General features: G+C 74.2%; 6 protein-coding genes and 1 pseudogene. 6 read left to right on the forward strand and 1 reads right to left on the reverse strand.

Annotated features, from left to right (window positions below):
- Positions 1-195: 195 nt before the first annotated feature.
- The 4 genes from AMK22_RS23405 to AMK22_RS23420 all read left to right on the forward strand — a co-directional run bounded on the left by AMK22_RS23405 (position 196) and on the right by AMK22_RS23420 (position 6,753).
- Positions 196-939, forward strand: coding sequence for an ABC transporter substrate-binding protein (locus AMK22_RS23405; protein ID WP_073787997.1), 744 nt, complete (start codon positions 196-198; stop codon positions 937-939).
- A gap of 3 nt (positions 940-942) precedes the next feature.
- On the forward strand, positions 943-1,458 hold the full coding sequence (locus tag AMK22_RS23410; RefSeq protein WP_073787999.1) for an iron chelate uptake ABC transporter family permease subunit: 516 nt from the start codon (positions 943-945) through the stop codon (positions 1,456-1,458).
- Positions 1,459-1,591: 133 nt separating this feature from the next.
- On the forward strand, positions 1,592-5,431 hold the full coding sequence (locus tag AMK22_RS23415) for a DEAD/DEAH box helicase (protein WP_242434100.1): 3,840 nt from the start codon (positions 1,592-1,594) through the stop codon (positions 5,429-5,431).
- The gene (locus AMK22_RS23420) at positions 5,428-6,753 is read left to right on the forward strand and encodes a hypothetical protein (protein ID WP_073788001.1); all 1,326 of its coding nucleotides are present in this window, start codon (positions 5,428-5,430) and stop codon (positions 6,751-6,753) included. The genes AMK22_RS23415 and AMK22_RS23420 overlap by 4 nt, the downstream gene beginning before the upstream one ends.
- A gap of 26 nt (positions 6,754-6,779) precedes the next feature.
- On the opposite strand, the gene AMK22_RS23425 is transcribed toward AMK22_RS23420, so the two are convergent.
- The gene (locus AMK22_RS23425; RefSeq protein ID WP_073788003.1) at positions 6,780-7,787 is read right to left on the reverse strand and encodes a hypothetical protein; all 1,008 of its coding nucleotides are present in this window, start codon (positions 7,785-7,787) and stop codon (positions 6,780-6,782) included.
- Between the two features lie 282 nt (positions 7,788-8,069).
- On the opposite strand from AMK22_RS23425, the gene AMK22_RS23435 reads away from it, so the two are divergent.
- Both AMK22_RS23435 and AMK22_RS41140 read left to right on the forward strand, forming a co-directional pair.
- Positions 8,070-9,431, forward strand: coding sequence for a pentapeptide repeat-containing protein (locus AMK22_RS23435; protein ID WP_143203593.1), 1,362 nt, complete (start codon positions 8,070-8,072; stop codon positions 9,429-9,431).
- 96 nt (positions 9,432-9,527) lie between these two features.
- Positions 9,528-12,995 (forward strand): annotated as a pseudogene (locus AMK22_RS41140) (type I polyketide synthase); the annotation flags it as partial.
- Positions 12,996-13,496 lie beyond the last annotated feature (501 nt).

Below are 13,496 nucleotides of genomic sequence, written 5' to 3' on the forward strand. Positions count from 1 at the left end.
CGACATCACACAGACCCTAGGAGCGCGGTTCCGGCTCCGGCGGCGAGTGCCGCGCAGCCTACCCCGGCGGCGAGACGCGCGACCGAGCCGTTCAGGGCCCGTACGGTGCCGGGCCTCGCAGGAGTGAGCATGCCCTTACCGTACATGTAAATTATACGCGTAAGGTAAGGTCACCCTTACTCATTTCGGACGCCTGTGCGGGACGGCATCCGGGGACGTCACGATCGCCCCTACGCCGAGCCGCTCGGCAAGTCCGTGACCTGGCTCGACCCGATGAAGATCAACACGGAACGGATAGCGGGGCTCGAACCCGACCTCATCCTCGCGAGCACCGCGTTCACCCTCGACGAGCCCACGTACCGGCGCCTGAACACCGTCGCGCCCGTCGTCACGTACGAGAAGCAGCTCTACGGGGCGGACGCCACCGAGGAGACCCTGCGGATCGGGCGCGCCCTCGGTGACGAGAAGGGCGCACGGAAGATCCTCGACACCGCGGACCGGGCGGTGGCGGACCTCAAGTCCGAGCTGCCCGGTCTGGCCGGCAGGAGATATCTGTACGGCCAGGCCCGTGACGGTTTCGCCGTGATGGTCACCGAGGAGACCAACGCCACCGCCCGGTTCATGAACCGGCTCGGCCCGACCCCCCTGCCCGCCGTCGCGAACCTGGGCGAAAAGGGCTCCGTCCCGGGCGCCGTCGACATCGGCTACGAGCGCGCGGCCCTGTTCGACCGGGCCGACGTCCTCTTCATGACGTACCAGAGCGGCGCGCTCAAGGAGAAGTTCGAGAAGGACCCCGTCGTGTCCCGCCTCCGGATCCTGAAGTCCGACCGGTACCTGCCGCTCGGGATCGAGGCGGCGACCGCGCTCCAGTCCCCGAACGCCGTCGCCGTGCCCTGGCTGATCGACGAACTCCGCCCCGCCCTCACCTCGGTCTCCTGACCCATGACCGCTCTCTCTCCGGCGGCCGGATCGCGCGGCTCCCGGTTCCGGTACCGCCCCCTCGCGTTCACCGGGGCCGGGTGCGGCGTCCTGCTGCTCGTCGTCGCCGCCGGCGTCGCGCTCGGCTCACAGAACCTCACGGTCCATCAGATCGTCCAGGGGCTCGCCCGCACCGGGCCGGTCGACGTCGTCACCCTCGTACGGGAGGTGCGGATACCGCGCACGGCCGCGGGGCTCGTCGCCGGGGCCGCACTCGGCGCGGCCGGTGTCCTGATCCAGGCAGTGACCCGCAACCCGCTCGGCGACCCCGGACTGCTCGGCGTCAACAGCGGCTCGGGCTTCGCCGTCACCCTCGGCGTCACCCTGACCGGGACCACCGGGGTCACCGGCACCGTCTGGTCCGCCTTCGCCGGGGCCGCCGACGCAACGGCCGGACGGGGTGAGCGCGGGGGCACTGCCGTTCGAGCAGCAGCCCGGAAGGGTGAGTTCTGTGGGCGTGCGGTCGACAACCGCCCCTGACATCCGCCCACTCGCGCCCGTTTTGAGGTTGGTCGCCATTGGATGGACCGATCTGTACGGTTGTGCGCCCCGACGAGGGCGCGGGCCACAATGGCGCGGTTCCGACGGCATCCGGGTCTCTGGGGAGTGCTTCTTGTCCATCGAGCGTCCGCGGCGCGTCGGCGCGCCCGCCGCCCTCAGCGACCGCCCTGCCGCACCCGGCATCCCGTCGGCCCGCGCCGACGACGGTTCTCGCGGATCCGCAAAGGCGCCGGGGCCGGAGACGTCGAGCGGATCCGTGAAGGCATCGGGACCAAAGACGCCGAGCGGATCCGTCGAGGCACCCGGACCGGGGACATCGAGCGGATCCCTGGTCGTGCCGGGGCCGGAGACGTTGGACGCGGATGCCTTCCATCGTGCCCTTCGTGGGGCCATCGCCGCCGACGCGCCTCGTGGCACGGTCGCCCGGGTCGCGGCGGAGGCCGTACGGCGGCTCGGGGAAGAGTCTCCCCATGTTCCCGATCTGCGGCTGCTGTTACTCGAGGCCCCGGCCACGGAGCTGTGGGCGCGGGCCCGTCGGGCGGCGCTCGGCGCGATCGCCTCCGATCCCGCCCTCGCGCCCCGCGTCGTCTCCCTGCACGCCCAGTTGCTGCGTCTGCCCTCGGCGACGGTCCGGGAAGGGCACGAACCCGGGAGCGAGCCGGCCTTCGTGGCGCGGGCGGCGTTCGCGTCCGACGGGCACGAGGTCACCGGAAGCGTCCAGCGGGCCCATACGCGCAAGGCCGCCCGTCAGCGGGCCATGGCGGGTCTCGTCGCCGTGCTCGCCGGGTTGGAGGATCCCTTCGCCGGGCACGTCGGGGCGCGGCCCGGACCGATCGGCGCGGAGCCACCCCCGGCGCGGGCGCCGGGACGTGCCCCCGCACCACGGGTTCCGGTCGGGCCGCCGGTCCCACCCGCACCACTGGTTCCGCCCGCACCACCGGTCCCGCCCGCACCACCGGCCCCACCCGCACCACCGGTTCCGCCCGCACCACCGGTTGCGCCGGGGCCGTCGGTCCCGTCCGCGTCCGCCCAGGAACCTCCGCGGGCCCTCGCGGCGAGCGCGCCCGAACTGTTCGACGCACGCGCCCTCGTCGACCGGCTCCTCACCGGGGGCGCGGCCTTCACCCTGCTGTCCTCCACGCATCCGGCGCACACCGCGTGGATGGCCTTCCGGTCCGACGGCTCACCGCTCGCCGGGACCGAGGCCCCCGCGGCGCCGTTGCGGGCGGTCACCCGCGAGCTCGTCCTGGCCGGCCCGGGCGGCATCATGCCGCGCCGCGCCACCGTGACCGGGATCGCCGTCCCGCTCGGCCTCGCCCTGCCGGCCCTGCTGGCGTCCCGGGACGGGGAGCATCCGTCGGTGACCGGATGGCGGCACGCCCTCCGGCTGGGCCTGGAATGCGTGGCGCGGCGACGCGTCCACCCCGCCCTGACCGCCGACGGCCAGGACTGCTGGCGCGTCGGGCCGGTCACCGACGTGCTGCGCCGGGCCGCGGCCGACGTCGCCGTGCGGCTGGCCCCCGAGGGCCACTGTCTCCTCGCCGGTACGACGCCCGCCCGCGTGCCCGCGCCCGAAGCGGCGGTGTGGGCCCTCCTGGACGCCGTCGCCGACAGCATGCTCCGTACCCCGGGCGCCTCCGTGCTCCTCGGGGCCGGCCCCTACTGCGGGCCCCCCGAGCAGCAGGCCGGACCGTTGCCGGAGTTGTGGAAGTGGGCCGACGCGATCGAGGACACCGTCGACCCCCGCCCCGTCCCCGGTCTGGTGCTGCGCGTCAAGCAGCCCGACGCGACCGGGGAGGCACCCGCGGTGCCCGTCACCCTGCACCTCGGCGCCCCGGACGGGCAGGAGACCGTGTCGGCGATCGGCGTCTGGGACGGGCACGCGCCGCATCCGGACCTCACGCCCGCGCTCCTGCCCGGCGTGCGCCGGGTCCTGCGCCGCGCCGCCCGTGTCTTCCCACCCCTCGCCGGCCTGGCCGTGCAGGAGCGACCCAATGGGACCACCCTGTCCGCGCACGACCTGGTCCGGCTCCATCTCCACGCGGCCGGCCCGCTCTCCGGCCTCGGCGTCACCGTCCAGTGGCCCGCCTTCCTCGTCGGAACCCTCACCTCCACCGCCGTCGTCGGCGGCCACGACGAGAGCGCACCGACCGCGGGCAGTGGCGGCTGTCTGGCCCTGGAGAGGCTGGTGGACTGCCGCTGGCACATCGACCTCGACGGCGAGCCGCTGACCGACGAGGAGATGACGGCTCTGGCCGAGGCCGTACGACCACTGATCCGGCTGCGCGGCCGCTGGCTGCTCGTCGACCCCGACACCGCCCGCCGCGCCCGCGAACGCGCTCTGGCGCCGCTGCCGTCGCTGGACGCCCTCGCCGCCGCCCTGTCCGGTGCGCTCGCCGTCGACGGCGAGATGCTCCGGGTCCGGCCCGCCGGAACCCTCGCCGCCCTGGTCGAGAAGCTGCGCCGGGCCCCCTCGGACCCGCGGCCCGTCCCGCCGCCGTCCGGGCTGAAGGCCACGCTGCGCCACTACCAGCAACGGGCCCTGACCTGGCTGGCCCACACGACGGGCATGGGCTTCGGCGCACTGCTGGCCGACGACATGGGCCTGGGCAAGACACTGACCACCATCGCCCTGTACCTCCACCGCGCCGAGACCGTCCCGGACGCCGGGCCGACCCTGGTGGTGTGTCCGGCCTCCCTCATGACCAACTGGCAGCGGGAGATCGACCGCTTCGCCCCGGGCACGACCGTCGTGCGCTACCACGGCACCGGCCGCGCCCTCGACGCCGAGGCCCTCGACCACCGTTGCGTCGTCGTCACCACCTACGGCACGCTGCGCCGCGACACCCGCGCCCTCGCCGCCCTCCGCTGGGGGCTCGTCGTCGCCGACGAGGCCCAGCACGCCAAGAGCCCCGCCTCGGCGACCGCCGTCGCGCTGCGCGAGCTGCCCGCCCGGGCCCGGCTCGCCGTCACCGGTACTCCGGTCGAGAACAACCTCACGGAGCTGTGGGCCGTCCTCGACTGGACCAACCCCGGCCTCTTCGGCTCCCGGGCCGCCTTCCGCGCCCGCTACGCCACCGTGGAGAAGGACGTGGGGTCACCGGCCGCCGCGCAACTCGCCCGTCTGATCGGACCGTTCATGATGCGTCGGCACAAGTCGGACCCCGGCATCGCCCCCGAACTGCCCGGCAAGGTCCACCACACCCGGGTCGTGTCCCTGACGGACGAGCAGATCGGCCTGTACGAGGCGACCGTCCGCGACACCATGGACGCGATCGCCCGCAGCACGGGCATCGCCCGCCGCGGCCTGGTCCTGGGGCTCCTCCAGGCCCTGCGGCAGATCTGCGACGCCCCCGCCCTCTACCTCAAGCAGCCTCTCGACGACGGCGCCGACGGCCCGGCCGGCTCCGTGCGGCGGTCGGGCAAACTGGCCGCGCTGGACGAGCTGTTGTCCACTCTCGCCGGCCGCGGCGAGGCCGCTCTGATCTTCACCGGCTACGTGGGGATGGGCCGCATCCTCGAACGCCACCTGCGCGCCCGCGGCCACCGCTCCGTCTACTTCCTCCACGGGCAGACGCCACCCGACCGCCGCCAGGACCTGGTCGACCGCTTCCAGCACGACCCCGACCCGGCCCCGCTGTTCGTCCTGTCGGTGAAGGCTGCGGGAACCGGGCTCAATCTCACCCGAGCCGAGCACGTCGTCCATTACGACCGCCCCTGGAACCCCGCCGTCGAGGACCAGGCCACCGACCGCGCGTACCGCATCGGCCAGCGCCGTACCGTCCAGGTCCACCACCTGATCACCGAGGGCACGGTCGAGGACCACATCGCCGAGCTCCTCGCCCGTAAACGCGCCCTGACCGAGGCGGTCCTCACCTCCGGCGAGAGCGCCCTCGCCGATCTCGACGACACCGAACTGGCCGCCCTCGTCACCCTCCAGGGAACCCGATGACCACCTCCGCCGGCCCCCGCAGCACGGAGCCCCTCGTCACGGTCTGGAAGCGGCACTTCCATCTGGCCACCGACGGCTCCGCCTCCCACGCCAAGGGCCTCGCCCTGCACCGCAACGGCGCCGTCGGCCAGCTCCACGCCGCCCCCGGACGGTTCTCGGCGGCCGTCACAGTGAAGAGGGCCGCTCTCAAGGCCGCCCTTTCCTTCCCCGCACTCACCGAGGAGCAGGGCCACGCACTGACCGCCCGGCTCGTGGACGTTCCCGCCGCGGTCGCCGACCTCCTGGCCGGGCGCCTGTCCGCCGCGATCGCGGACCTGCTGGCCGAACGCGTACCGGTCGCGGCCGACGGTCCCGCCGGGGGCGGGGACGAGGCTGCGGGCTCCCGCGTCGGCGGGGTCTCCGTCGTCCCAGGAGCCGACGAGATCCGCTTCTCGTGCACCTGCCCGCCCGGGCGTGCCGGCCGCGTGTGCGACCACAGTGCGGCCGTCGGCCACGCCGTGGCCGAACGCCTCGCCGGGGGCGCCTCCCTGCTGCTCACCGCCCGGGGCATGCGTACCCGGGATCTCGCCGCGCTCCTCCGCGCTCGCGTGACCGACACCGTTCCCGGCGCCCTGCCCGCCGACGCGCACGGCACCGTCCGCGCCGACCAGGCGTACTCGCTCTGGACGCACCGCCCGCCACAAAGGCCCGGGACGGAGGAGAGGAACGGGGCCGGGGCCTGGGCGGAGACCGGGGCCGGGGGCGGTCCGGACTCCGTCGACCCGCTCACCGACACCCTCGACGACCCGCCCGCCCCTTGTCCCCCGGCGCGGGAACTGGCGTGGATGACCGAGGACGCCGCCGACCGCGCCCGCGCCCTGCTGGCCGGGACCGGGGCGGCGGGCCGGCCGCACGACGAACTCGCCGACGTGGTGCGGGTCCTGGCCACGCCCGACGGTGTGCACCGGATCCCGGACGCCGTCCGCGCCACCGGCCGCGACGAGGCCGCGCTGCGCACGTCGATGATCGGATATCGGCACGGCGGACCGGCCGGGGCCCATGCCGCCCTGGCCCCGGCCCCGGTCCCGGACGCCGTCCTGGAACGGGCCCGGGACGCCGTCCGCGCGTCCCGGGCCCTGTCCCTCGGCGGCATCGACGTCGTCGACGGCGCCCTCACCGACACGACCGCCGGTGTCCAGCTCCGCCCGGGGCCGGACGGCCGCTGGTTCCCCTTCACCTCGTTCGGCGGGGAGTGGCGGCCGGCCGCCGGATGCTCCGCCGATCCGGTCGAGGCGTACCGGGCCGCCCGCCGCGCACGTACGGCGCGGCCGACGACACGCTGACGCATCGTCACTCGCTGACCGCCTGGTCAGGAGACCTGGCAGCCGTGCCGGGCCCCGGAGGCGCTCGCGAACGCCGCCAGGACATCCGTCATGGCCTCGGAGGTCGCTTCGTCCACCGAGGTCGGCTCGCCGTCCTCCCCCTTGGGCGGGGTGAGTTTGAAGTACCCGGTGCCGAGCGCGCCCGGGCACGGGTGGGACCGGGTCCGTGAGCCCGTGACACTGCCGGGGTAGCGACGGTCGAGGTACCTCTCCTGCTCGGAGGAGGGGCCGTAGTACGCGGTCAGGACCAGGTCGCCGTGCTCGCCCCGTTCGACCACACACTCCTCGGTCAGCGTGCGGCCCGCCTCGCCTTCCCGGACGGCCGTGGCCCGCAGGGCCTCGGCGACGTCCCGGGACACCGCGCCGCGGCAGGTGCCGGTCGCTTCGGCGACCGGACGCGTGGTGCCGGTGGGGCGGTCCACGGTCGTGGGGCGTTCGCCCAATTCCCCTTCGCAACCGAAGCGTTCGGCGGCCCGCCGGGCGGTCTCGGTGGCGAGGCGGGCCACCTGGGTCACCTGAGCCGCGGAGAACTCGCGGCCGAACTCCGGCGCCCTCGTGAGCACGAGCAGGCCCTGCCCCGCCAAGGGTGCGCAGTCGACGAGCACGGCGGCTTCGGGGCCACCCCGGACGATGAAGGAACCGTTCCAGCCGTGTCCTATCGGGGCGGCGCCGGGCTGCTCTGCGGCGCCGCTCGACCGGTGTGCGGCGGCGGGTCTGATCTGCACCCTGAGTTCGGGACTCTTCTCGTCGCCGCGGGCCCGCACCGAGCACCACTCGGTCCGGTGCCCCACCCACTCCGCCACGTGCCCCGACATGTCCAACTCGGCCCCGTCGAAGAACTTCCTGGCCTCGTCGACGGCCAATGAACCTCCGCAGCGGTCGGCGAGGGCGTCGCCCGGCCCGGTCCCCCTGCCGATGCCCCAGACCAGTGCTCCGCCCGCGAGCGCCAGCACGGCCGCCGCCCCGGCCGCCCAGATCTTCCGCCGTCGTGTCACGTGTTCTCCTTCTTCATTTTTCGCTTCGCCCGTCTTCACGGGCCGGTCGTCGTTCATCGGATGGTGCTCCGCGCCGTGAGGGGGCTGCCGTGGCGGCCCCGGACGCGCGCGAACCGGCTGTACAGGAACCAGCGGACGAACAGAACCATGGCGCACCAGGCGGGCACCTCCGCCACGGGCAGCCGTCGCTCGTGGTTCCGGGCCACCGCCGCGCCCGGGCCGTCGCCGGTGTGCCCGGAGGGCCGGTGCAACCCCCGGGCGGTGCCGCGTGTCCATCAGGGCATGGACGCAGCCCTCGCCGAACCCGCCTGGCCCTACTGCGGCGCGGGAACCGACCCGTCAGCCGGTGGTCCGTTCGGCTGCCGGGGCCGCAGTGTCGACCCGTACACCGCGTGCCTGGCGCATCTCACGGACGAACAGCTCGAAACCCATCTCGCCGGTCTCGGGCCGGGGAGCGACCTCGACCACCGGGGCACCGTGCTGGACGAGGACCTGCTGAACCGGCTCCTCGCCCCGCTCGTCGTGACGGTCCGCCGCCTGCGGTCTGTGAGGGTCGGCCGCGCCGACTTCAGGGCCGCCACGTTCAAGGGTGTCGTCCGCTTCGACTCGGCCGTGTTCCACGGGGACGCTCTCTTCGACTCGGCCGCCTTCCATGACGAAGCCTTCTTCGGCTCGGCCACGTTCAAACGCGACGCCCGCTTCGGCTCGGCCGTCTTCGCGCGCGACGTCCGGTTCCGCTCGACCGCCTTCCAGCGCTTCGCCCGGTTCGGTTCGGTCGTCTTCGGCAGCGGCGTCGGTTTCCGGTCGGCCACCTTCGCGCGCGAGGCCCGCTTCGATTCCGCGGCCTTCGACGGCCCGGCCCATTTCGATTCGGCGGCCTTCAGCAGTGTGGCCGACTTCGAGTCGGCCGTCTTCAGCAGTGGCGCCCGCTTCGATTCGGTCGCTTTCACGCGCGCCGCCTGGTTCCGCTCGGCGACCTTCGACGGCATGGCCGACTTCGGCCGGGCACGTTTCGACGGCGGTGCCTCCTTCGGGTCCGCCGCCTTCCACGCTCACGGCAGCTTCGCCCAGGCCGTGTTCGAGGACACGGCCGACTTCGAGAATGCGGCCTTCCACGATGTCGCGGCGTTCAGTCGTGCCGTCTTCCGGCGGGGGTCCGGGTCCAGGCTGGGGCCGTTCGTCTGCGCGAAGAAGCTGTCGCTGTCGTCCGCGTCGTTCGAGGGACCGGTCACGATCGACGTGTCCGCGCGACAGGTCGTCTGCAACGGGACCCATTGGTCCTCCGCGGCCACCATGAGGCTGCGGAGTGCCGGGGTGGACCTCACCGAAGCCGTCATCGACGAAACCTTGAGGATCGCGGCCCATCGCACGCCTTTCTCCTTGCACGGGGGCGGCGAGGTGGACGAGAGCCTCCTCTCCGGTCTCTCTCCGGCCGTGCGCATGCTCTCCCTCGACGGTGTGGACGCCGCGCGCCTGGCGCTCACCGATGTCGACATCTCCGGGTGTCCGCCGACGGGCGTCGTTCATATGGATCAACTGCGCCTGGAGGGGCGTCGGTTCTTCGTCCAGGTGCGGTTCGGCATGCGTGTCCGCGAGGTCCGGCGGCCGGGCCGGCCGTGGCGGTGGTGGCCACGACGGAGATGAGCACGCCGTGGGGTCCGGGCGGGGCGAGGCCGGTCCGGCCGGGCTCGTCGGTGCGCTCGGGCGCGGGGGTCGACAAGAGCGGTGGGGCGGATCAGTATGGGGGGCCGTTGGGGCGGCAGGGCCACTTGGGGAGGGCTGTTGCACGGCGTGGAGTCTGACCTGGTCGCGATCGTCGGCATGGCGGGACGGTTCCCGCAGGCGCCGGACACGGACGCTCTGTGGGAGCTGCTGATCGACGGCGGTGACGCCATCGGACCGGTGCCGCCGGAGCGGTGGGACGCCGGGGACGTGCTCGACCCGACGCGCGAGATCCAGTCGGTCGGGGGGTTCATCGACGGCGTCGACCTGTTCGACGCGGAGTTCTTCGGCATCTCGCCCCGTGAGGCCGAAGTCCTCGACCCGCAACAGCGGTTGATGCTGGAGACCGTCTGGCGGGCTCTGGAGGACGCCGGTGAGGCGGCCGGCTCGCTGCGCGGATCGCGCACCGGGGTGTACGTCGGAGGGCTGTGGCACGACTACGAGCTGCTGCGCAAGGACGCGGGCGCGGGGGCCACGCAGCACAGCATCGTCGGCAACTCGCTCGACATCGTCTCGTCCCGGATCTCCTACGTGCTCGGCCTGACCGGGCCCAGCCTGACCATCGAGAGCAGTTGTTCGTCGTCCCTGGTCGCCCTGCACCAGGCGTGCCAGGCGCTGCGTCACGGCGAGGTCGACGCGGCGCTGGTGGGCGGGGCGAATCTGATGCTGACACCCGAGGTGACGGTGGGGCTCACGCACTTCGGCGGGCTCTCGCCCACCGGGCGCTGCCATGCCTTCGGCGCCGGGGCGGACGGGTTCGTGCGCGGCGAGGGTGTCGTCGTCGTGTATCTCAAGCCCCTGCGCAACGCGTTGCGCGACGGCGACCGGGTGCGCGCGGTGGTGGTCGCCAGTGCCGTGAACAACGACGGCGGCGGGGACAGCCTCGTCACCCCGAACCCGGCCGCCCAGCGGGATCTGCTGCGGCGGGTGTACGGGGCGGGCACCGTGCCGGTGCAGAGGCTCGCGTACGTCGAGGCGCACGGCACCGGGACCGTGCGCGGCGACACCGCCGAGGCCGGGGCGCTCGGCGAGGTGCTGGGCCGGGCCGTGGACGGGCGCCGGCTGTACATCGGCTCGGTGAAGACCAACATCGGCCACCTCGAACCGGCGGCGGGGCTGGCCGGGGTCGTCAAGTCGGTACTGGCCCTGGAGCACGGTGTCGTCCCACCGAGTCTGCACGCCGAGGAGCTCAGTCGGGACATCGACTTCGACGGGCTGAACCTGGCCGTCGCCCGGGAGCCCCTCGCTCTGGTGCCGGGCAGCCACATCGGTGTCAACTCGTTCGGCTGGGGCGGGACGAACGCGCACGTCGTCCTGACCGGGCCGCCCGGAACCCCCGAACCGTCGCCCGACCCCGCCCCCGGCTCCTCCGGGCCCGGGTCCGGCCGCGCCCCCGACTCCTCCGGCTCCGGCGCACCGTTCCTGCTGCCGCTGAGCGCGCACTCCGCCGAGGCGTTGGAGCAACGCGCCACGGACATACGGGAGTTGATCCACAAGGGAGCCTGCGCCCGGGAGGTGGCGCGGACCCTGGCCTGGCACCGGGACCACTTCCCGGAGCGGCGGGCGCTGATCGGCCCCGAGCCGGCCGGGACGGTGTCCGGACGGGCCCGGGAGGTCGGCGGGGTCGCCCTGCTCCTTCCCGGGCAGGGCGCGCAGTGGACGGGCATGGGCGCGGGCCTGTACGGGCACGACGCAGCCTTCACCGACGCCATGGACCGGTGTGCCCGGGCCCTGTCGCGGCACGTCCCGTGGGATGTGCGCGACCTCGTCACGGGCCGGGTGGTGCCGTCCGGGGTGGAGCAGGTGCAGCCCACGTCGTGGGCCATGTCGGTGTCTCTCGCGGCGGCGTGGGCGAACGCGGGTGTGACACCGGACGTGGTGGTGGGCCACAGCCAGGGCGAGATCGCGGCCGCGGCGGTGGCCGGGGCGCTGTCGCTGGAGGACGCCGCCCTGGTGGTGAGCAGGCGCAGTGCGATCCTCCGCCGGGTCGCCGGGCGCGGCCGGATGCTGGCCGTCGACCTCGGTCCGGAGCGTGCGGCGAAGGCGCTGGAGGGCTTCGAGGGGCTGGTCGAGCTGGCCGTGCACAACGGGCCGCGGTCCTGTGTGCTGTCCGGTGACGAGGACTCGGTGCTGCTGCTCCAGGAGATACTCGGGGCCGATGACGTGTTCTGCCGTCTGGTGGACGTCGACTACGGGTCGCACAGCCCGCAGATCGACGCCATCGTGCCGGCGATCCGGGAGGCGCTGGCACCGGTGGCCCCGCGCGGCGGGCACACTCCCCTGTTGTCCACGGTGGATCTGCGGCGGCTCGACGGCTCGGAGATGGACGCCGGGTACTGGGCGGCGAACCTGCGCGGCCGGGTGCGCTTCGCCGAGGCGGTGGGGCTGTTGCTGGACGACGGGGTGACGCATCTGGTCGAGGTCAGTCCGCATCCCGGCCTGGGCACCGCGCTGCGCCAGATCGGTGAGGAACGCGGCGAACCACCCGTCGTGCTGGGCACGTTGCGCCGCGGCGAGGGCACGCACCGGGATCTGTACCGGGCCTTCGGCGAGGCGTACGTCTCCGGTCTGGACGCCCTGGGTCCGCGTCCGCCGCGGCGTCCGCCGGTGCCCGTTCCGCCGTACCCGTTCCGCCGCGAGCGCCACTGGGTCGCGCCCCGGCGCGGCGGGGCGGCGACGGGTACGGGCGGCCGGCTGGCGGTGTCGCCGGCGCCGTCGACGGCGGCGGGGGTGTGGGAGGACTCCGTCGAGGTGTCCGTCGGGGCGCACCCGTGGCTGGCCGATCACCGGGTGCACGACACGGCCGTCTTCCCGGCGGGCGGTCATCTCGCCCTGGCGCAGCACTCGTTGCGCGGGCGTGGAGACGGCCCGCTCGTGCTGCGCGACATCGCTCTGCCGACGGCGCTGGCGGTCGGTGAGGAACCGTCGAGGCTCGCGGTGACCTGGCGTCCGGGGGCGGGCCCGGCCGGTGTGGTGTCCGTCGCCTCGCGCACCGGGGGCGAGGAGGACGGCGGGGGCGGATGGACGCGGCATTTCCGCGCGGTGGCGTCCTGGGGTGCCCCGGTGCCCCTCGGTGCGTTCCCGGACCACCTGCTCGACGGGAAGGAGCTGGACGCGGACGGCTTCTACCGGGACTGTGCGCGGCGGAACCTTCCGTACGGTGCCGCGTTCCGGTCGGTGACCGGCGGGCACCTCGCCGGGGACGAGGCCCTGATCCGGCTGGAGCTGCCGCCCGGGAGCCGGTCCGGGGACATGGCGGGGGCGCTCCATCCGGTGCTGTGGGACGGCGTTCTGCAAGCCGCTCTCGCCCTGGGCGAGGGGCCGTCGGTGCCGGTCGCCGTGGACTGCGCGGCGATGACCGCGACCGGTGCGCGGCGGTTGTGGGTGCACGCGGCACGTGCGGCGGACCGGGACGGTTTCGACCTCGCGGTGTTCGGCGACGACCGTGAGCCGGTGGGCCGGCTGACGGGAGTGGTGCTGGCCGAGGTACCGGGCGGCGGCGGGGAGCGGGACGACATCGGCCGCCACGTGTACCGGATGGTCTTCGAGCCCCGTGCGCGGCGGGCTCCTCATCACGAGGGGAACGATCCGGCCGGTGCGGGGAACGCGGCGGGTTCCGCAGGTCCGGCCGGTGCGGCGAATCCTGCGGGTCCGGCCGGTCGTGTCGTCGTCCGGGGGCGGGCGGGCGCGACGGCGGAGGTGCTGCCGGACGCGCTCGGTCCGGAGGACCTCGGCGGGGCGGACACCGTGGTCTTCGTCGCGCCCGAGCGGGGATGGGCGGGCCTGGTGGAACTGACGGAGCTGATCTGCCGCTGCCTGGACGAGAACCCCTCGGCGGGACTGGTGGTCGTGGTCCGGGAGGGCGCGGAGTCCGCCGGGTTGTACGCGGGTTTCGTGGCCGTGGTGCAGGCGGAGTACCCGCAGTTCGGCGCGCGGCTCATCGAGACGGACACGTTCTCGGCCGAGCTGGTGGACGAGCTGTCGGCC

The organism is Streptomyces sp. CB01580 (assembly GCF_001905795.1).
Lineage (GTDB): Bacteria > Actinomycetota > Actinomycetes > Streptomycetales > Streptomycetaceae > Streptomyces.